This window comes from Aestuariispira ectoiniformans (genome assembly GCF_025136295.1).
Lineage (GTDB): Bacteria > Pseudomonadota > Alphaproteobacteria > UBA8366 > Aestuariispiraceae > Aestuariispira_A > Aestuariispira_A ectoiniformans.
In genome coordinates this window covers 3,704,163-3,723,818 of record NZ_CP062788.1, presented here as the reverse complement: position 1 = coordinate 3,723,818, position 19,656 = coordinate 3,704,163, and the positions used below count along the sequence as shown (strand labels likewise).

Annotated in this window: 22 protein-coding genes; 13 read left to right on the top strand and 9 right to left on the bottom strand. The window is 57.7% G+C overall.

Going from position 1 to position 19,656, the window contains the following annotated elements; genetic code table 11:
* Positions 1 to 17: 17 nt before the first annotated feature.
* Genes IF205_RS17595 through IF205_RS17580 form a run of 4 tightly spaced genes read right to left on the bottom strand, consistent with a single transcriptional unit; the run spans position 18 to position 3,584 of the window.
* Entirely contained in the window at positions 18 to 1,796 is a 1,779-nt protein-coding gene (locus IF205_RS17595) for a peptidoglycan D,D-transpeptidase FtsI family protein (RefSeq protein ID WP_259780657.1), read from the bottom strand.
* Positions 1,793 to 2,173, bottom strand: coding sequence for a cell division protein FtsL (gene ftsL, locus IF205_RS17590; RefSeq protein WP_259780656.1), 381 nt, complete (start codon positions 2,171 to 2,173; stop codon positions 1,793 to 1,795). Before ftsL ends, IF205_RS17595 begins: the two co-directional genes overlap by 4 nt.
* Complete coding sequence (gene rsmH / locus IF205_RS17585) at positions 2,170 to 3,132, bottom strand: 16S rRNA (cytosine(1402)-N(4))-methyltransferase RsmH (RefSeq protein WP_446007715.1); 963 nt, start codon at positions 3,130 to 3,132, stop codon at positions 2,170 to 2,172. The genes ftsL and rsmH overlap by 4 nt, the downstream gene beginning before the upstream one ends.
* Positions 3,129 to 3,584, bottom strand: a complete 456-nt coding sequence (locus IF205_RS17580; protein ID WP_259780654.1) for a division/cell wall cluster transcriptional repressor MraZ — start codon at positions 3,582 to 3,584, stop codon at positions 3,129 to 3,131. Before IF205_RS17580 ends, rsmH begins: the two co-directional genes overlap by 4 nt.
* A 491-nt stretch (positions 3,585 to 4,075) precedes the next feature.
* Between IF205_RS17580 and neuC the strand changes: the two genes are divergently transcribed.
* The 6 genes from neuC (at position 4,076) to IF205_RS17550 (ending at position 9,120) form a co-directional block, all read left to right on the top strand.
* Positions 4,076 to 5,242 (top strand): UDP-N-acetylglucosamine 2-epimerase, encoded by a 1,167-nt coding sequence (gene neuC / locus IF205_RS17575; RefSeq protein WP_259780653.1) that lies wholly within the window; start codon positions 4,076 to 4,078, stop codon positions 5,240 to 5,242.
* Complete coding sequence (gene neuB / locus IF205_RS17570; RefSeq protein ID WP_259780652.1) at positions 5,239 to 6,327, top strand: N-acetylneuraminate synthase; 1,089 nt, start codon at positions 5,239 to 5,241, stop codon at positions 6,325 to 6,327. The genes neuC and neuB overlap by 4 nt, the downstream gene beginning before the upstream one ends.
* Entirely contained in the window at positions 6,320 to 7,249 is a 930-nt protein-coding gene (locus IF205_RS17565) for a Gfo/Idh/MocA family protein (RefSeq protein ID WP_259780651.1), read from the top strand. Before neuB ends, IF205_RS17565 begins: the two co-directional genes overlap by 8 nt.
* Complete coding sequence (locus IF205_RS17560; protein WP_259780650.1) at positions 7,246 to 7,944, top strand: acylneuraminate cytidylyltransferase family protein; 699 nt, start codon at positions 7,246 to 7,248, stop codon at positions 7,942 to 7,944. Before IF205_RS17565 ends, IF205_RS17560 begins: the two co-directional genes overlap by 4 nt.
* Before the next feature lie 111 nt (positions 7,945 to 8,055).
* Positions 8,056 to 8,589 carry a PAS domain-containing protein gene (locus IF205_RS17555; protein ID WP_259780649.1) on the top strand — a complete coding sequence of 178 codons (534 nt, stop codon included), beginning with the start codon at positions 8,056 to 8,058 and terminating at the stop codon, positions 8,587 to 8,589.
* A 15-nt stretch (positions 8,590 to 8,604) separates the two neighbouring features.
* Positions 8,605 to 9,120, top strand: a complete 516-nt coding sequence (locus IF205_RS17550) for a PAS domain-containing protein (protein WP_259780648.1) — start codon at positions 8,605 to 8,607, stop codon at positions 9,118 to 9,120.
* On the opposite strand, the gene IF205_RS17545 is transcribed toward IF205_RS17550, so the two are convergent.
* Together IF205_RS17545 and metZ are read right to left on the bottom strand one after the other, a co-directional pair.
* On the bottom strand, positions 9,105 to 9,428 hold the full coding sequence (locus IF205_RS17545; protein WP_259780647.1) for a rhodanese-like domain-containing protein: 324 nt from the start codon (positions 9,426 to 9,428) through the stop codon (positions 9,105 to 9,107). The two genes, IF205_RS17550 and IF205_RS17545, sit on opposite strands and share 16 nt — an antisense overlap.
* 28 nt (positions 9,429 to 9,456) lie before the next feature.
* Positions 9,457 to 10,644 carry an O-succinylhomoserine sulfhydrylase gene (gene metZ / locus IF205_RS17540; RefSeq protein ID WP_259780646.1) on the bottom strand — a complete coding sequence of 396 codons (1,188 nt, stop codon included), beginning with the start codon at positions 10,642 to 10,644 and terminating at the stop codon, positions 9,457 to 9,459.
* Between the two features lie 192 nt (positions 10,645 to 10,836).
* Between metZ and IF205_RS17535 the strand changes: the two genes are divergently transcribed.
* The 3 genes from IF205_RS17535 (at position 10,837) to gcvA (ending at position 13,578) form a co-directional block, all read left to right on the top strand.
* Entirely contained in the window at positions 10,837 to 11,412 is a 576-nt protein-coding gene (locus IF205_RS17535; RefSeq protein WP_259780645.1) for a helix-turn-helix domain-containing protein, read from the top strand.
* Positions 11,413 to 11,728: 316 nt separating this feature from the next.
* A complete protein-coding gene (locus IF205_RS17530) occupies positions 11,729 to 12,637 on the top strand; it encodes a LysR substrate-binding domain-containing protein (protein WP_259780644.1) in 909 nt (302 codons plus the stop codon).
* A gap of 41 nt (positions 12,638 to 12,678) precedes the next feature.
* The gene (gene gcvA, locus IF205_RS17525; RefSeq protein ID WP_259780643.1) at positions 12,679 to 13,578 is read left to right on the top strand and encodes a transcriptional regulator GcvA; all 900 of its coding nucleotides are present in this window, start codon (positions 12,679 to 12,681) and stop codon (positions 13,576 to 13,578) included.
* Here the strand turns inward: gcvA and IF205_RS17520 are convergent.
* Positions 13,575 to 13,766, bottom strand: coding sequence for a hypothetical protein (locus IF205_RS17520; RefSeq protein WP_259780642.1), 192 nt, complete (start codon positions 13,764 to 13,766; stop codon positions 13,575 to 13,577). The genes gcvA and IF205_RS17520 overlap by 4 nt on opposite strands.
* A gap of 116 nt (positions 13,767 to 13,882) precedes the next feature.
* Here IF205_RS17520 and IF205_RS17515 point away from each other — a divergent pair, with 116 nt between their 5' ends.
* Entirely contained in the window at positions 13,883 to 14,797 is a 915-nt protein-coding gene (locus IF205_RS17515) for a LysR substrate-binding domain-containing protein (RefSeq protein WP_259780641.1), read from the top strand.
* 59 nt (positions 14,798 to 14,856) lie between these two features.
* Here IF205_RS17515 and IF205_RS17510 read toward each other — a convergent pair whose 3' ends face one another.
* Positions 14,857 to 15,954 carry a TRAP transporter substrate-binding protein gene (locus IF205_RS17510; RefSeq protein ID WP_259780640.1) on the bottom strand — a complete coding sequence of 366 codons (1,098 nt, stop codon included), beginning with the start codon at positions 15,952 to 15,954 and terminating at the stop codon, positions 14,857 to 14,859.
* A 134-nt stretch (positions 15,955 to 16,088) separates the two neighbouring features.
* On the opposite strand from IF205_RS17510, the gene IF205_RS17505 reads away from it, so the two are divergent.
* Positions 16,089 to 16,799: a GntR family transcriptional regulator gene (locus IF205_RS17505; protein ID WP_259780639.1), complete on the top strand. Its 711-nt coding sequence runs from the start codon at positions 16,089 to 16,091 to the stop codon at positions 16,797 to 16,799.
* Here IF205_RS17505 and IF205_RS17500 read toward each other — a convergent pair.
* Positions 16,796 to 17,293, bottom strand: coding sequence for a methyltransferase family protein (locus IF205_RS17500; RefSeq protein ID WP_259780638.1), 498 nt, complete (start codon positions 17,291 to 17,293; stop codon positions 16,796 to 16,798). The two genes, IF205_RS17505 and IF205_RS17500, sit on opposite strands and share 4 nt — an antisense overlap.
* 398 nt (positions 17,294 to 17,691) lie before the next feature.
* On the opposite strand from IF205_RS17500, the gene IF205_RS17495 reads away from it, so the two are divergent.
* Positions 17,692 to 18,609, top strand: a complete 918-nt coding sequence (locus IF205_RS17495; RefSeq protein WP_259780637.1) for a dihydrodipicolinate synthase family protein — start codon at positions 17,692 to 17,694, stop codon at positions 18,607 to 18,609.
* Between the two features lie 23 nt (positions 18,610 to 18,632).
* Entirely contained in the window at positions 18,633 to 19,634 is a 1,002-nt protein-coding gene (locus tag IF205_RS17490) for a 4-hydroxyproline epimerase (protein ID WP_259780636.1), read from the top strand.
* Positions 19,635 to 19,656 lie beyond the last annotated feature (22 nt).

Sequence of the window (19,656 nt, the reverse complement as noted above, 5' to 3'; positions counted from 1 at the left end):
TCGTTCCCGTTCATTGATTAGAAAGACGCCAATGTCTTCCCTCCTTTGGGCGATCCGATGGCAAGTTCCTGACGAACCTCAGGCGCTTCGGCATCGACCGGTTCAATTCCGAGCATCGGGCCCATCTGGCTTACCACGCGGCTGACGACCGGGGCTGCGACCCAGCCGCCGGTGGCATAGCCGAAGGTGGCCTTGGTGCCATGCGGTTCGTCCAGCACGACATAGACGATATATTTCGGGTCGTTCATCGGGAAAGCTGCCACATAGGAGGAAATCAGCGATTTACGGGCGTAGCCGCCATTGGCGTTGACCTTCTCCGCCGTACCGGTCTTACCACCGACCAGATAGCCCACCGCATTGGATTTCTTGCCCGACCCGTCGATGTTGTTCAGGCGCATCAGCTTACGCACGGCCTTGGAGGTGCGTTTGGAGATGATGCGGTGGCCCTTGCGCGGTTCGTCGCTGGCGATCAGGGTAGGACTATGCATCACGCCACCATTGACCATGGCGGCAACGCCCGCTGCCAGGTGCAGGGGACTGATGGCAATGCCATGACCATAGGAAATCGTCATCATGTTGATCGGTCGCCAGACCTTGGGGTAGAGGGGGCTTCCCGTCTCGGGCAATTCCACCGGAACCTGCGACAGGAAACCAAGCTTGTCCATGAAGGCCTTTTGCGCGACCGGACCGACTTCACTCACCATCTGCGCAGAGCCGATGTTGGAGGAGTAGATAAAGACCTCCGCCAGCGAAAGCCAGCGGTTTTTGCCATGATAATCGTTGATTGTGAAGCGTGCGACGCGCAATGGTTTTGACGCGTCGAACTCAGTATCGAGTTTGGCGACTCCGCTCTCCAAAGCCAGGGCGGAATTGAAGATCTTGAAAGTGGAGCCCAACTCGTAAATACCAAGCGTGGACCGGTTGAACAACGCTTCCGAATTTGCCTCACCCGGATGGTTGGGGTCGAAATCCGGCAGGGAAACCATGGACAGGATTTCACCGTTGCGGGCGTCCATTATCAGACCGGTGCCGCCGATTGCGCTGAATTCCTTGATCGCGGAAGACAACTCGCGGCGCATCAGATATTGCAGGCGGGTATCGATCGACAGGCGCAGGGGGGCATCGCCGTTGCGCAGGCTTTTGTCGAATTCCTTCTCAATGCCGGAAATGCCGTTGTTGTCGATATCCGTGAACCCAAGGATATGGGACAGCAGGCGGCCTTGCGGGTAAACGCGGGATTCTTCGGCATGAAATTCCAGTCCCGGAATGCCGAGCGCGTTGACTTCCCACTGCTGCAGCGGCGTTAGCTGGCGCTGAATCCATACGAAACGGCGGCCGCTGGACAGCTTTTTGGCCAGCGCGGAGGCCGACTGGTCCGGCAGAACGGATGCCAGCTTAACCGCAGCTTCCTGTGCATCGAGAATATGTTTAGGATTGGCCGACAGCGAGACCGTCCTCAGCTCTGTCGCGACGATGGTGCCGTTGCGATCCGTGATGTTGGAGCGGCTGGTCTTGATCGGTTCCGTTCGGGCGGCGTGAATGTCCCGGCTTTCCGACGGCATGCGCAGTGCCGTGACGTCAACCAACCGCACACCGATTGTAGCAAAGGAAAGCGCCAGGATCGTGCCGGTGATCAACAGGCGGGTGCGTCCGGTTTCTATCGCCTGACGGAACAGGCCGTCGCGATTGTGGGGACGCGCGCTGTCATTGTCGGACATACGCCGGGTCGGGCCGGACAGGCGCGAGACGTCTGCGGAAAGAGCGACACGGGTGTTATTGTCTTCGATCCTGGTCATGGCTCTTCTCCCGGCCGATGGGCCGCAGCACGGAAATAGTCTGGGCGGGGTTCTTTGGAATCCGCCGTGGCCGTTCCATCTCCGCCCGCTTCAACGGGACGGAAGGGGATGGAATCCAATGAAACGAATTGGGAGGCGTTCAGCGGCTGCATTTCGGGCATCAACTGATCGGTCAGTTTCTGCAGCCGGTCCGGGTTGTTGAGGTAACTCCATTCGGCTTGCAGCACATGGATGGTTTCCTGTTCTTTCAGGATCTGGTGGTTGATCTGGGCCAACTGGTCTTCCATCCCTTCCACGCGATAGCTGACATAAAATAATGCGTAGGCGGTGATCGCCGCGGCCGTGGTCCACATGATGAGGCCAAAGAACTTCGTCATGAGTCCTCCAAAGCCCAGACACCCGCATCGGTGCGGGTGGCCGCACGCAGACGGGAAGAGCGGGAGCGTGGGTTCTCACGGATTTCGTCGTCCTTGGGCTTCAAGGCATTGCGTGTGATCAGGGAGAAGGACGGGACCTGTTGTTCCTGCAGCGTTTGCGGCAGGTGACGGGAGGAGCCGCCGCCACGGCCACTGCGCTTTTTAAGGAATTGTTTGACGCGGCGGTCTTCCAGACTGTGGAAGGACACCACTACCAGACGCCCACCGGGGCGCAGCAGCTTTTCGGCTGCCACCAGCGCCCGGTCCAATTCGCCCAGCTCGTCATTGACCGCGATGCGCAGGCCCTGGAAGGTGCGTGTTGCCGGGTCGATGCCGTCCTTGGATTTCGGCACGACGGCGCGCACGATTTCCGCCAGTTGCAGGGTCGTTGTGATTTCCTGTTCCTCGCGCGCCTTGACGATGGCGCGCGCAACCCGACCGGCAAAGCGTTCTTCACCGAAATCGCGGATTACTTTGGCGAGGTCCTTCGGGTCCCAATTGTTGACGAGGTCGGCGGCGGACTGGCCCTCATCGCCCATCCGCATGTCCAAAGGTCCGTCCGCGCGAAAGGAAAAGCCGCGTGTGGGGTCGTCCAGCTGGGGGGAGGAGACACCGAGGTCAAGCACGATGCCGTCAAGCTGTCCGACCCCTGCTTCGGCCAATAAGTCGGCCATGTCGCCGAAGCATCCACGCAGCAGGGTAAAGCGTCCGGAATATTCGGTGCTGAGGGGCTTGGCCCGCTCGGCGGCTTCCGGATCGCGGTCGATCGCGTAGAGATTGCAGTTGGCGGCCTCCAGAATGGCGCGGCTGTAACCGCCTGCGCCGAAGGTGCCGTCCAGGTAGGTTTCGTTGTCAGCAGGCGAGAGGGTTTCGAGGACCTCCCGCAGCATGACCGGATAGTGGATCTGTTCAGCCATCAGCCCGCTCCCGGTTTTTTCAGGCGCAGGGTCATGCCCTTGGCCTTGTTTTGTTTTTCGCGCAGGCGTTCCGCATAGGCCGCCGGGTTCCAGATCTGGAAGCGGGCCGCCATGCCGACAAACAGCGCCTGCCCGTCGATTTCCGCCAGATGGGCGAATTCGGACGGCAGGACGAAACGTCCGGTGCTGTCATATTGGATACGGCGCGCGCTGGAGATGATGAAGCTCAGCCCCTCTTCCTCTTCGGAGAACATGTCGGCCTGATCTTCGATACTGTCGGCGACACGCTGCATGAAGGTCTTGTCGCAGGCCTCCAGGCAGTTGTTGTTGGGCGAAGGGAAGACATAGAAACTGCGGTTGTCGTCATCTGACAGCAGGTCACGGTAATCGGCCGGAAGAGACACACGTCCCTTGCCGTCTACCTTGTTCTCGTATGTGCCTGTGAATAAGGCCATACCGCTGCAGTCCTTCCCCTGACATTCGCATCAAAACATGGGCTTTTTGCCCGCGAACCCGGCTATGTCGTCTGGTCTTTGGGGTCTGATTTGGGATAGACCACCCCCGTGATGACATATCTGGGTATTTATGGGATATCATGGGAATAGCTGCCTCGTCAACGGGAAGTCCAGTAAAACTGCGGTTTTTTACGGGGCTTTTTAAGTAGTTTTTTTGCTTCTATTTAGGTTTCAATCGGTTGCCGGCGGGAAAGTGATGCTAAAAGAACGAGGCATTATTTGTAGACGAGGCACCAATTACTTTATAAGTTCTTATAATGTTCTCATTTTGAGGTGCTGGTAAGTCGGGAAGTCGTGGGATGGATGACAGTGGGGGCGTGGTGAAGAGGGCTTGCACAAAGAGGTGCGGATTTGTCTAACTGCCTATATGGACTATAATTTTGCACCGATCCGCCGTTGTGGAACTGTTGGTTGATGCCGGAAGGGCCGTCTTGACGAAAAAGAACCGTAAAATTTGCGTCGTAACCGGCAGCCGGGCGGACTATGGACTGCTAAAATCTCCCATGGCCCGAATTCGGGAGTGCGAGGGTTTGACCCTGCAGCTTGTCGTGACGGGCTCCCATCATTCGAAAACCTATGGTGAAAGTCGGGATATCATTCTGGCGGACGGATTTTGCATCGATGCGGATGTGCCGCTGTCAGACCGGGTAGTGAGTCCCCTTGATATGGCACAGGGTGCTGGTGTTGCCCTGCAGGGCATGGCGCAGGCGCTCAGCCGGCTGCAGCCGGACTTGGTGCTGCTGTTGGGGGACCGGTATGAGATTTTTGCCACGGCCACGGCGGCCTGTTTGCTGAATATCCCGCTGGCGCATTTATGCGGTGGGGACCTGACGACGGGTGCAATTGACGATGCCCTGCGTCACGGAATTTCTAAAATGGCGCATCTGCATTTTCCAAGTAATGAAGATGCAGCCAGGCGTTTGAAACAGATGGGGGAGGCGGACGAGCGGGTATTCACTATTGGTAGCCCTGGGCTGGATGCCATTCGGGAAATGACGTTTGCCGGACGCGCGGCGGTGTTCAACGAATTGGGGTTGCCCCAATCGGACCGGCTGTATCTTGTTTCACTGCATCCTGAAACCCTCAGCGCCCGACCGGTGGCGGATCAGGTTGAAAGCCTCTGTCAGGCCCTGTCCGGTTTGGACCCGGATATTGCCCTGGTCCTGAGTGGCAGTAATGCCGATGCGGGCGGTGTGGAAATCTCGGAACGTCTTGAGGCCTTTGCCCAAACGCGCAGCCGGGCGGTCTTTCGCCGGAACCTGGGCCATGACCTATATCTGAATGTGATGAGGCAGGCCGCGATGGTGATCGGGAATTCCTCAAGCGGTCTCTATGAAGCGCCCAGTTTCAAGGTGCCTACCGTGAATGTCGGGCGGCGGCAGGATGGTCGGTTAAAGGCGGCGTCGGTCATTGATTGTCACGGGGATGATGAAAGCATTGGTCGGGCCTTGGACAAGGCCTCGGCGTTGGATTGCCGTGACGTTATCAATCCCTATGGTGACGGGCGTGCGGCCGAAAAGCTTGTGGACGTGCTGACTGGCATCACCGATTATCGTGCCTTGCTGGATAAGCCTTTTGTGGATCGGGAGTTTGTATGAAACCGCTGACCATTATTGCCGAGGCAGGCGTCAATCACGACGGATCGCTGGAAAAGGCGCTGGCGCTGGTTGAGGTTGCTGCGCGTGCCGGGGCGGATGTGGTCAAGTTTCAGATATTCCACGCGGATGCGCTGGCCTCCCGCCGGGCGGAGCTGGCTCCCTATCAGGAAAGCGGTACGGAAACGACCGATCAGGTTGAAATGCTGCGCCAGCTGGAGTTAGGCCGGGATGATTTCCTGCGTATTCTGGCTGAATGCAGGCGGCTGGGCATTGCCTTTGCGGCAACCCCGTTCGATCCGTCCAGTCTGGAGTTCCTTGACCGGGAACTTGACCCGCCTTTCATCAAGATAGGTTCCGGCGATCTGACCAATGCGCCGCTCTTGTTTGCAGCAGCCCGCACAGGGCGCAGGATTATCCTCTCCACCGGAATGGCGGTGCTGGAGGAAGTCCGGGATGCGGTCGGTGTGTTGGGTTATGGCCTGATGGGGGAGGCTCCGGGTGTGGATGCTGACTTTGGTGCCTGGGTGGAAGACAAGGTTCTGCGCGCGGATCTGGCCCGCAGGGTAACGTTGCTGCATTGTACGACGGCCTATCCGACGCCAATGGAAGGGGTGAACCTGAGGGCGATGGAGACCCTGGCGGATCGGTTCGGCCTGCCGGTCGGCTATTCGGATCACACCATCGGCGCGGATGCCTCCCTTGCGGCGGTGTCGAAGGGCGCTTGTGTGATCGAGAAGCATTTCACGCTGGACAAGACCGCATCTGGCCCGGACCATAATGCGTCGCTGGACCCCGACGAACTGGCTGACTTTGTCAGCCGGATTAGGGCCGTTCAGGAGGCTTTGGGCGATGGGTTGAAACAACCCGATGCGGTGGAGCAGGAAAATATCATGGCGGCCCGGCGAAGTCTCACGGCCTGTCAGGCGATTGCTGCGGGGGAGTTTTTTTCCGACAGCAATCTGACGGTGAAGCGGCCGCAGGCGGGGTTGTCGCCCTTTGCCTATTGGCGATTGCTTGGCAGACCAGCCAAGCGAAGCTATGCGCCGGATGAGGCGATAGAACCGGGAGAGCTGCGCGATGAATGAGCCTCGCGTCCTGATTATCGGGCAGGGCAGTATCGGGCAGCGCCATGCACAGGTAAGCCGTGATCTGGGATACAGAACCGCAACGGTCAGCAGGCGCGACGGAATTGGTGATTACAGTAATATTGCCGATGCGTTTTCCACTTTCGACCCGACATCGGTGCTCATCGCCAGTGCAACGTCAGACCATAAAGAGGACCTGCTCACTCTGCGCCGGGCGGGGTTTGACGGACCGGTATTGGTGGAAAAGCCGCTTTTTGCGCAATATTCGGATGTGGATGGATTTGAGGATGCGCAGCTTCACGTGGCTTATAACCTGCGTTTCAGTCCGGTCGTACGACGCCTGCGGGAGCAGCTTGCCGCATTGGATGGGCCTGTTGTCGCTGCCCAATTTCTCGTGGGCCAATATCTGCCGGACTGGCGTCCGGGGCGCGACTGGCAGAACGGGTATTCTGCGGACAAGATGCGCGGCGGCGGCGCGTTGCGCGATCTCAGCCATGAACTGGACCTGGCATTGCTGTTGTTCGGTCCTTGGCAGCGTTTGACGGCGCTGGGCGGGGCCTTGAGCGCGTTGCCCATGAATGCGGACGATGTCTGGCAGATTTCTGCCGTCATGGGCCATTGTCCGGTTGTGTCTGTTCACCTGAATTGCCTGGACCGGGTTCCTGTGCGCCAGATACGCGTGAATTCCACGGATACCAGTCTTGTTGCAGACCTGATCGAGGGAACGGTTTCCACGAATGGCGAGGTGGAGAAGGTCGGTGCGGGTGGGGATGCCTATCACAGTCAGATGCGTGCCTTCGTTGAGGGAAATGACAGGGAGCTGTTGTGTGATCTGAAAGCCGCCGGGAATGTACTGGCCATGATAGATGCGGTTGAAAAGGCGGCGGCCTCGTCCTGCTGGATAGGGGAGGACAAGGCATGACACGGCGTCTTTGCAGCATCTGTGCGCGTGGTGGTTCCAAAGGTGTGCCCAACAAGAACCTCGTGCCTATCCAGGGGCTTCCGCTGATTGTTCACAGTATCCGTCAGGCGCGGGCCAGCGGTCTGTTCGATATCCTCGCGGTCAGCAGTGACGACGAGGCCATTCTGGACGTGGCCCGGCAGGAAGGCGTCGACCTGGTGGTCAAGCGGCCTGCCGACCTGGCGGGGGACGAGGCGGGCAAATTGCCCGCAATCCGTCATTGCGCGGAACAGGCGGAGGCGCAATCCGGCGTTTCCTTTGATGTTTTTGTGGACCTGGACGCGACCTCTCCCCTGCGGGCGGTGGAGGATATCAAAGGTGCGGTGGCCTTGTTGGAGGCGACGGGTTGTTCCAACGTGATTACCGGCGCGGCAAGCCGCCGATCTCCCTATTTCAATATGGTCGAACGCAGGGCTGACGGTTCGGTCGGTTTGTCCAAGGTCCTTGATAGTCCGGTCTTGCGGCGTCAGGATGCGCCGCAATGCTTTGATATGAATGCGTCTGTCTATGTATGGGCGCGGGATGCATTTTGGCTGGGGCCAAAAGTCTTTTATGACGATACGGGCCTCTATGAAATGCCGGAGGCGCGCAGTCTCGACATTGATACGCCGCTTGATTTGAATATCGTTACCTATTTAATGTCACGAAAACATTAGATGCCGGGACCCTGAATTGATGCCGGGTCCTGTATGGCGGGGTTAATATTTGGTTTAGATGTCTGTGCTTTAGTGTTCTGCACAAAGACCGATGGGTGAGGTGTATTTCAGGTGTCTTCCTTTGGAAGTGGGTATAATCAGAACGAGAATGTGAAGCATTTTCTGGAGGTGGAACGTTTTAGCGTCTCCCCGCAGACGGTGTTTACCTCGGAATTGACCGAGCGGCTTTACACCTGGTGGTCTGCCCATCAGCCTGCACTGCCGAAACGGTCGGAATTCGACATTCTCGATCACCGGAAACTTGTCCCGTATTTGTATCTCTATCGGTTTAATGAGCCCAATGTGATCGAATATCGCCTGAATGGAGAGGCGATAGTTGCTGCGATCGGGCGGTCCCAGGCGGGGAATGTGTTCTCTGCCGCCGATGAAGACCCTGAGATGGCGGCGCTGGCCAATTATCTGATGGATGTTGCCGAGGCGCGGCAGGCTCATTGTTGCCGGGGCACGCTGGCCTTTGTCGACAAGAAGCATGTCTGCTTTGAATCGATCGATTGTCCGCTTCTGGGCGACGATGGAAACGTGAGCCACGTTGTTGGATTGTTGGTGCCGGAATTTGCCAAGGGAGGCCGCCGTTCCGCGCTCTAGGCCGTAAAGGCGAGAATGATGAATGACGATCAGGAAGTGTCAGGTGAACTGCATGAGGTGGTCCGGAGGGAACTGACCGACGCCGGGCAGTTGCGATCGCCGATGACGCGGCACCTGTTCGAATGGTGGCAGTCAACCAGGGGCGGGTGTCCCTTGCGCAATGATTTCGACGTCCTCGACCACCGGAAACTGATACCCTATTTGCATTTGTATCAGATACTGTCTTCGGATGAGATTCAATTGCGTATCAATGGTGAGGCCGTCGCAGGTGCTTTTGGTCGGTCCTGGGCAGGCAGAATCGTATCCGTGACTTCGGAAAAGCCGTTCCACGCAGACCTGGCGCACTATATCCTGTCGGTTGCCCAAACAGAAAAGCCCCATCTTTGCGTCGGAACATTGGCGCATATAGATCGGGGCTTTGTCCGTTTTGAATCCATCGACTGCCCTCTATGGGGCGAGGATGGCACGGTCAGTCACGTTGTTGGCTGTTTCGACCCACAATGCGGGGAAATGGATCAGGACGGCGACTGAACCGGATAGCCTTCTTCTTTCCAGGCAAGAATGCCACCTGCCATGTGATAGACATCGGCGAAGCCGGTCTGGACGAACAGCGGAAAATAATCCTCTGTCCGGCGGCCGCTACGGCAATGGAATATGGCTATCTTGTCCTTTTCGTCGGGCAGTTGGGCCGCGGCAAACTGGGAAAGCGGTGCCAGCGTCGCGCCCGGAATGTTTTCTGCGTCCCATTCGTTGACTTCGCGCACGTCGATCAGGACGGCCTTGCCTTCGTCCACCCACTGTTTTGCGGTTGCCGGAGTTACTTCTTTCACGTCGACCATGGTCTTTGCCCTGTCCCTTTAATGTTACTTACAGCACGCTCAAGGCGCGTTCGAAGTCGTTGATCAGATCGTCGACATTTTCCAGGCCAACGGAAACGCGCAGCATGCCGTCTGTGATCCCCATCGCGACCCGTTCGTCATCCGTCAGGCGCTGATGGGTGGTCGTGGCCGGATGCGTCGCCAGCGTTTTGGAATCTCCCAGATTGTTGGAAATGGTTGCGACCTTGAGGCCGTTCAGCAGTTTAAAGGCCGCTTCCTTGCCGCCGTTCAGTTCTAGGGTCAGCATAGTGCCGCCCAGCTTCATCTGGGCCTTGGCAAGCTCCACCTGCGGGTGGCTGTCCAGATGCGGGTAAAGCACGCGGGACAGGGCCTTGTGGTCCTCGAATTTCCGGGCCAGCGCAAAGGCGGTCGCACTTTGACGCTCTACGCGCAGCGGCAGGGTTTCCAGGCCTTTCTGCAGGACCCATGCGTTGAACGGGCTCAGGCTGGGGCCGGTGTGGCGAATGAAGGGGGTGACCTTCTCCTTGCAATATTCCTGCGTGCCCAGGATCGCACCACCCATACAACGGCCCTGGCCGTCGATATGTTTGGTGGCGGAATAGATCACCACATCCGCACCCAGTTCCAGCGGCTTCTGGTTGCCCGGTGTTGCGAAGACGTTGTCGACAACGACGGTCGCACCGGCGGCATGGGCCAGCTCGCAAACTTTCGGCAGGTCGATGATCTCAAGCGTCGGGTTGGAGGGCGTTTCCAGGAAGACGGCCTGTGCGCCTCTGGAAAGTGCGGCTTCCCATTGTTCCAGGTCGGTGCCGTCGACGAATTCAAATTCCACCCCGAAACGCGGCATGATCTCGCCAATGATATAGGTGCAGGAGCCGAACAGCGCACGTGAGGCGACGATGCGATCTCCGGCTTTGACCAGGGGAATCAATGCGTTGTAGACAGCCGACATGCCGCTGGCGGTGGCAACGCAGGCTTCTGCCCCTTCAATCAGGCGCAGGCGTTCTTGCAGGGTGGTAACGGTCGGGTTGGCGTAACGGCTGTAGACATAGCGTGCGCCGTCGGCCTTGAAGGCGTGTTCGGCGTCTTCCGCACTGTCATAGACATAGCCAGAGGTCATGTAGATCGCTTCTGCCGTTTCCATATGGTGGGAACGGCTCAGGCCTCCTTGGATCAGAACCGTTTCCGGATGCCATTCAGATGGATCTTTGCTCATGACGCTACCTCAGAATACGCGTGTGGGAAACGCGTGTGACAGAATGAAAACCGGCCCCTGTGGGGCTGTGGTTTGTACAATAAAAAGAACGCGTGTTCTGTCAATCAAAATTGTTTCGTTGCAACAGACAGATCTTCTGTGCCATATAGCATGCCAATAGATGACAAAGACTTATGCGTAGGAAAGTGTATCATGAATGCGGTCGGCGAAATGCCGAAAATCGGGCGTAAGGTACAGCGTTTGCGTCAGGCTTATAAGATGAGCCTTGATGACCTGGCGGCGAAATCCGGTGTTTCCAAGTCCGTGCTGTCACAGATCGAACGCGATCAGAACAACCCGACCTTGTCGACGATCTGGCGTATCTGCAGGGCGCTTAACATCACGGTTGAGGAAATCGTGCGGGAAGAAACCGACCCGCGGGTCTTCGACGTGGTGACGGACCAGAGCACGCCGGTTATCCATAGTGAAGACGGGAAATGCACCCTGCGTATTCTGGGGCCGATCACGACCGTGAACTGGCTGCAGTGGTATGAGGTTTTCGTGGAACCGGGCGGGGCGCTTGAATCCGAACAGCATGACTTTGGCACATTGGAAAACCTGACGGTCCTGGAAGGCCAGTTGACGATCGAGACCGGTGAAGATTTCGGTCGTGTCGAGGCCGGTGAGACCATTCGCTATCCTGCTGATCGTCCCCATACCATCGTCAATCCGGGGCCGGGCCGCGCAAGGGCCTTCATGGTCGTCGTCCTCGGTCGGCCGGTGCGCTGATCGGGCTGAAGCCGGGTCTGTTTACCTGCGTCGCGGGGATCGTCCATCCATCAGGCCGATATCCCGTTTGATATGGTCAGGTGCGGCCTTTAGGTCGTCGATGATAAGATTTGAAATATCATCCTTTGTGGTGGCTGTCGTTCGGCGCAGGATAAATTCGAGGCTGAAGCTGGGAAATAGGGGGAGTCTCAGTTCAAAGGTCATGAATTTGACTTTCTTCTTTCAGGCATTTCAATCTGTTGACTTGAAAATGATCCCGCGAGCAGCATAAATCCAATCGAATGCCTGCATGGCGCCACAAGGACAGTTTATGGTCATGACAAAAGCGCTTCCTCCTCTGGCTGCGATCCGCGTATTCGAGGCCGCTGCCCGCCATGGCAATTTCACCAAGGCGGCGGAAGAACTGGGCATGACACAGGCGGCAGCCAGCTATCAGATCAAGGTGCTGGAGGAGCGGGTTGGCGGTCCATTGTTTCTGCGTCAGCCCGGTCGGGTGGAACTGACCGAATTGGGCAAGGCGCTGGCGCTGCCGACAACGGATGCCTTCGATACACTGCGCAACGCCTATGGTGCGCTCAACGGGGAGCAAAACACCACTCTGTCGATTACGGCGGTCCATACCTTCACGGGCCAATGGCTGGCGCGAAGTCTTGGAGGGTTCCAGGTGGCGAATCCGGAAGTTGCCGTACGCCTGCGGACGTCCGACCAGATCGTGGATTTCAATCGGGAAGAGGTGGATTTGGGAATTCGTGTCGGTCTGGGAAACTGGCCCGGGGTGAAAGCCGAGAAGTTGCTATCGGTAACTTTCTCGCCCATGCTAAGCCCGGAGTTGGCGAACAGCATTGGCGGTATCAATGAGCCGCCGGACCTGTTGAAATTGCCCTTGATAGATGCAGGGGACCGCTGGTGGGCAGCCTGGTTTACGGCCGCAGGATTTGCAGATGTAGACCTCAGCGATCGCCCACATAGCCAATACGGATCGCAGGTGCTGGAGGCTAATGCGGCCATGGCCGGGCAGGGAGTGGCTGTGCTGTCCCCTGAATATTATCGGCAGGAAGTTGCCGCCGGTCGCCTGGTCCAGCCCTTCGAGTTGACCTGCCGGGACGAGATGTCCGTTTGGCTTGTCTATCCGGAAGCGCGCCGCAACGTCCCAAAAATTCGTCTGTTCAGGGACTGGATATTTGCAGAGCTTGAGCGAACGGGGTTACTGTCCCGGCCGTCCTGATGAATAACAATAAGAGCAAGTAGGGGAGGTGGGGTTTCCAAATGACATCAATGCTTCCGTCGATGGCGGCCATCCGGGTTTTTGAAGCAGCCGCACGGCATGGCAGTTTCACCAAGGCGGCAGAAGAACTGGGGATGACCCAGGCAGCCGTCAGTTACCAGATCAAAGCCCTGGAAGAGCGTATCGGCGCACCGTTGTTCCTGCGCCGTCCGCGTCAGGTTGAACTGACGGACCGGGGGCGGCAGTTGGCATCCGTGACGACGGAGGCGTTTGAACTGCTGCGTTCCGCCTATGGTTCTGTTCAGGACGAAGCCGACGGTCGACTGGTGATCAGCTCTCTGCAGACCTTCTCCGTTCAATGGCTGACCCGTCACCTGGGTGACTTTCAGGACGAGTTTCCGGGGATCAGTCTTCAACTGGAAACGTCCAATAAGGTCGTGGATTTTTATCGGGAGGATGTGGATGTTGCCATTCGTGGCGGCGGCGGGCAATGGCCCGGCCTGAGAAGCCACAAGCTTGTCCCAGTGAAATTTGCTCCCATGCTCAGCCCGCAATTATTGGATCGCATTGGTGGCCTGGATGAGCCGTCGGATCTTTTGAAGCTGGACCTGCTGGGTGCGGAAGACCCTTGGTGGGCGGAATGGTTCGCGCAGGCCGGCGTGACGGAATTCGACCTTCAATCGCGCAGGCGCAATTGTTATGGCTCGCAATTCATGGAGGCCAATGCTGCCATGGCCGGGCAGGGGGCGGCGATCCTGACACCGGCCCTCTATCAGCGGGAACTGGAGCAGGGGTTGCTGGTGCAGCCTTTCGATCTGGTATGTGAGGCCGACCACGGCTATTGGCTGGTCTACCCGGAGACCCGGCGCAATGCGCCACGTATCCGGGCGTTTCGGGACTGGATTTTGAAAGAGGTCGTGACGACGGGACTGACCGCCTAAATGCGGTCCGTGCCGCGCCGTGCCCGACCGTCCCGCAGGCCCAGATCGCGCTTCAGGTGATCCGGTGAAGACATAAGCTCCTTGTAGCTGACCTTATGCGTTCCAGGGGTGGTGTCGCGGCTGTTCCGGGTCATGAAGGATTTCAGACTGCAGGCGAAGGGAAAGTGCAATTTCAGTTCGAAAAACATGGCTTTATCCACTTTCTGAGGGCGCTTTTTTTGTCGGGGTTGACTTGAATATGCGGGTCTTTCGGCTCAATATCCAATCGAAGCTCGATAAGTGTGTATAAGGAGGGCTTATCCATATGACGTCCGTGATCCCGCCTTTGGCCGCTGTGCGTGTTTTTGAGGCAGCCGCCCGCCATCAGAGCTTTACCAAGGCAGCAGACGAACTGGGCATGACCCAGGCGGCTGTCAGCTATCAGATCAAGGTGCTGGAGGAACGGGTCGGTGGGGCGCTTTTCCTCCGCCGTCCGCGTCAGGTGGAACTCACCGAACTGGGCCATGCACTTGCGCCGTCGATAAATCAGGCTTTTGAGTTATTGCGATCCGCCTTTTCCTCTATCCGCGAGGATAAGCAGGGAACGTTGGTGATCAGTGCCCTGCAGACCTTCTCTGCTCAATGGCTGGTGCGGCATCTTGGACGGTTTCAACTGGAGCATCCGGGCATCGCTGTACGGCTGATGTCTGCGGACCAGATGGTCGATTTTGCCCGGGAAGAGGTCGATATCGGAATTAGAAGTGGCGAGGGTGTCTGGCCCGGGCTCAAGGCTCACCTTCTCGTTCCTGCAACATTCACTCCCATGTTGAGCCCGGAGCTTGCGGCAAGCATTGGCGGCGTCAATGAACCTGCAGACCTCTTGAAGTTACCCTTCATTGATGCCAGCGACCCTTGGTGGGTGCAGTGGTTCGAGGCTGCCGGGGTGACGGAACATGATCTGGATACCAGACCCAAAAGCCGCCTTGGGGCACAGACATTGGAAGCCAATGCGGCCATGGCCTGTCATGGGGTGGCGATCCTGACCCCGAATTTCTATCAGGCGGAAGTGGAGGCGGGGCGTTTGATGCAGCCCTTTGATTTGCTTTGCAAGGATGGGAAGAGGGGGTATTGGATGGTTTACCCTGAGGCCAGGCGTAATACGCCCAAGGTGCGTGCCTTCCGCGAATGGATATTGCGGGAGGTGGAGTTGACCGGTCTTGCTTCCACGCCTGTGGCGTGAGGTCATGCGGATTTGAAAAGGGCGGGTGACCGGCCTTTACCGGCCACCCGTATGTGTCATCACCCCCAGACGCGGGCGCGATCTTCCAGCATGGGCTGGTCCATGACTTTGGCGTAGGCATTGGCCTTGGTCATGAAATCCATGAAGCTGGCGTGGATTTTTCCTGTCAGTTCGTCGGTCGCGGCGATTTCTGTCAGAACTTCCTTGGTTGTCTTGCCCAGTGCATCGACGATTTCCGGCGAGAAGCGGCGAAGCTGCACGCCTTCTTTCTCCAAAACCGACTGCAGGCTGTCGATATTGTGGTAGGTGAAATCCGCAAGGGTTTCCATGGCCGTGGCCCGGACAACCGTCTCCACGATCACCTGCAGGTCTTTCGGCAGGTCCTCGAAAGTTTCCTTTTTCATGAAAACTTCCAGTGCGGGCCCCGGTTCGTGGAAGGCTGGCATGTAATAGTATTTGGCTGCCTTGTAGAGGCCGAAGGCCAGGTCGTTCCAGGGGCCGACCCATTCCGCGGCGTCGACCGCGCCGGACTGCATGGCGCCAAAAATATCTCCCGGCGGCATCAGGACAACCGAGACGCCCAGGCGGCGCATAACCTCACCGCCGAGACCGGCAATGCGCATTTTCAGTCCCTTGAGATCGTCCAGGGAGTTGACTTCATGCGCGAACCAGCCTGCGGATTGGACACCGCTGCTGCCTGCATAAAAGCCTTTCATGCCGAACTGGCCATAGGCCTCGTCCCACAGGGCCTGCCCGTCGCCAAAACGCAGCCAGGACGCCATTTCAACGGCAGTCATGCCAAAGGGAATGGTCGTGAAATAGTTGAGTGCCTTGCTCTTTCCGACCCAGTAATAGGGCGTGCCATGGGCAATGTCTGCGGCACCGCCCTGTACGGCGTCAAAGCATTCAAACGGCGGAACCAGTTCGCCGCCTGCAAAATGCTGGATCGTGATCCGGCCATCCGTTGCGGCAGTGAGAGCATCGGCCACACGCTGGGCGTTGACGCCAACACCCGGTGCATTGCGGGGCCAGGGCGAGACCATCTTCCAGGTCCGTTTGCCCTGCGCGATGGCAGGCGCCGGAAAGCTGGTCGCCGCAGCCGCGGCAGCGGTGCCGGTGGCAAGGCCGGCGGTTTTCAGGAATTCACGTCTTTTCATTTCTGTCTTGTCCCCCAGGAGTGAAGCGGGCCTCCCGTTCATCTGTGATACGTCGGCACCATCATGCACAAGTTTTTCCCGATATGCTAACAGTTTGCAATGCCTAAGAAATCATATAGAAATCGTAGGAAACTATGAGGGTCTACTCGGTGACGCGACAGCAGAAACCAAAAAAGGAAAAGCTGGCGGATAGGGCCTATCGTCAGTTGGAAGAGATGATTGTCACTCTGCGCCTGCCGCCTGGCGACGTCCTCAACGAAGCGAGCCTGTGTGAAAAGCTGGATATTGGCCGCACGCCTGTGCGGGAGGCTCTGCAACGGCTGGCAACCGAACGTCTGGTCCTGATCCGCCCGCGCCGGGCGATGACTGTCAGCCCGGTCGACGCACAGGAACATCTTCTGGTCCTGGAGACCCGGGCCGTTCTGGAGCATCTGATAACCGGTCTGGCGGCGGAACGTGCGGATGCACAGGCGCGGCGCGCCCTGCAGGATTGCGCACAGGCCTTTGCAACGGCGGCTGCCGATAAGGACATCGACGGTTTCATGCGGCTTGACCGGGAATTCGACCAGATTTTGGGAGAGGCCTGCGGCAACCCCTTTGCCCGGGAATGCTGTACGCCCCTGCAAAGCAAAAGCCGCCGGTTCTGGTATTGCCACCAGGGTGTGGGTGAATTGGCCTATGCTGCGGATATGCACCGCAGGATCATGGCCGGTGTTATTTCCGGTGATCCGGTGGAGGCGCAGGAAGCCTCCGATGCGCTGATGGCGTATCTTGTTGCCGCCACCCGAAGGGTCTTGTCAGAACAGGACGGATCGGGAATGGCTGTTCTGGAGGGGCAGGCTTAGGGAACGTGGGCGAGAATCGGCGCTATATGAACCAGTTGCGCCTTTTCGACAAATTCGAAAAATGGATAGGCCAGCAGGAAGATGCAGGCATCCCGGAAGGTGGTCAGCACCAGTTTGGGCCGGACGACCGTCTCTTCCACATCATGCCATAAGGCGGGGTTGGGCAGCCAGCGCGGCACCGTGTCGAGATAATGCCGGTAAGGCGCGCCGAAATGTGCCGTCAGAAAGCTTTCCTCCTTCCTGATAACACGGTCGAAAACGAGAAAGCAGGCCAGCCCGGTCACCAGTCCGCCGGTGATTGTTCCCGATACCATGCCCATGCCCGTCGCCCCGATGACGGAGAAAACATAAAGGGGGTTGCGGCACATTGAATAGGGACCGTTATGGACCAGGTCGCCATTCTTTTTCCCGCCGATATAAAGCGTCGACCAGGTCCGTCCCAGCACCGCAACAATGATCAGGGCAAGTCCGGTGAATTCGATACTCTCATGCATCGCGGCGGATGGTTGCCAGCTGGACTGGGTGACAAGGAAAGCCGAAAGGAGAAATAAAGCGCCGATTGCAATCGTGGCTTTTCGGCGCTTTTGAGTTCGTGAAAGAGTGTTATTCATTTCAGCCAGGGGTAATTGGGTGGAGGTGACGCTATATGTCCACAGGAAGCTGACAGGAGACTGAATAGGTGAACACCCATGTTTGGTGAAATTTTATTGGTGGAATAAAGTTAATTGATATCAGATGGTTACAACCTGATTTTCGGGTGGCGTGCAGTCTGATATATTTTTATGTTTGAAATTGGATACAATATCCGATATTAAAAAACTGCCTGTGGCAATCAACCAAACTGGGGCGCGTTAAGCCCCGCTCTTTTTTGTGAATTTTGAGGAGACGTAACGTGAGCTGGGCCGGTGTATTTCCTGCGGTAACGACCAACTTCCATGAAGATGAAAGCCTCGACCTGGAACTGTTCGAGCGCAATGTGAACTTCCAGATCGACAACGGCGTTCACGGCATCATCGTGAATGGCTCGCTGGGTGAAAACGGCGTGATGGACGCCGATGAAAAACAGGAAGTCATCAAGGCTGCCGTTCGCGCCGCGTCCGGTCGTGTGCCGGTTGTCGCCACCGTGGCGGAAACCACCACGCGCCGCGCGATCCAGTATGTGGAAGATGCACAGAAAAACGGTGCCCAAGGCTTCATGGCATTGCCGGGTATGCAATATGTTGCTGACGAGCGCGAAGTAGAGACGCATCTGCGCGCCATCGCCGGGGCATCCGACCATCCGATCATGGTTTATAACAACCCGGTCACCTATCGCATGGATGTGTCGCCGGAAATGTTCGCACGTCTGGCCGACGAGCCGAAATTCGCGGCGATCAAGGAAAGCTCCGACAATATCCGCCGCGTTACCGATATCATCAACCTGACCGGTGACCGCTATGACATCTTCTGCGGCGTCGACGATCTGGCCTTTGAGGCCATGGTCCTGGGCGCGAAGGGCTGGGTGGCCGGTCTGGTCTGCGCCTTCCCGGCGGAAACCGTTGCGATCTATGAACTGGTGAAGGCCGGTCGTATTGAAGAGGCACGCGAAATCTACCGCTGGTTCACGCCGCTGTTGCACCTGGATGTAAACACCAAACTGGTGCAGAACATCAAACTGGCGGAAACGGCTGTTGGTGTCGGCTCGCCTTATGTACGGCGTCCGCGCCTGGAACTGGCCGGTGAGGAACTGAAACAGGTTCAGGCCATCATTGACCATGGTATCAAAACCCGCCCGGACCTGACCAAATACGGTCTGAAAGCGGCGGCGTAAGGGAATAAGGGGTAGAGGATTAAATGACCGCGCATCGTTTCGATTGTATCGACGGCCATACCTGCGGCAATCCGGTCCGGGTGGTGAAGACCGGCGGACCGGCCCTGGAAGGGGCGACCATGAGTGATAAACGCCAGCATTTTCTGGCGGAATATGACTGGATTCGCACCGGCCTGATGTTCGAACCGCGCGGCCATGACATGATGTCGGGCAGCATCCTCTACCCGCCCACCCGTGACGACTGCGATGTGGCGATCCTCTTCATAGAGACCAGCGGTTGCCTGCCCATGTGCGGCCACGGCACGATCGGGACCGTTACCATCGCCCTTGAGAACGGCCTGGTGAAACCACGGGAAGAAGGCGTGCTTCGCCTGGATACGCCCGCAGGGCTGGTCATTGCGGATTATGAAATGAAGGACGGCTTTGTCGAATGGGTCCGTATTCGCAATGTAGCCTCTTTCCTTCATTCCGAGAAGCTGCCGATTGACTGTCCGGAACTGGGCCCGTTGACCGTGGATGTGGCCTATGGCGGCAACTTCTATGCAATTGTCGAGGAACAGGAAAACTTCCGGGACATGGCGGACTACTCCGCCGGGGACCTGATCCGCATGAGCCTGAAGCTGCGCGCCGCGCTGAACGAGGCCTATGACTTCGTTCACCCGGAAAATCCGACCATCAGGGGCCTCAGTCATATCCAGTGGACCGGCAAACCGACGCAGCCCGACAGCGATGCCCGCAATGCCGTCTTTTACGGTGACAAGGCCATCGACCGTTCCCCCTGTGGCACGGGCACGTCGGCCCGCATGGCGCAACGTGTTGCCAAAGGGCAATTGAATGTGGGCGATGATTTTGTCCATGAAAGCATTATCGGCAGCCAGTTTCACGGTCGCGTCGAGGACAGCGCAAAAGTTGGCGACTATGACGCGATCATCCCATCCATCCGCGGCTGGGCGCGGGTGCATGGCTACAACACCATCTTCATCGACGAGCGTGCCCCCTACGCTCATGGATTCCAGGTGGTGTGACCTTCCTAGAGCGTCCCTGTTT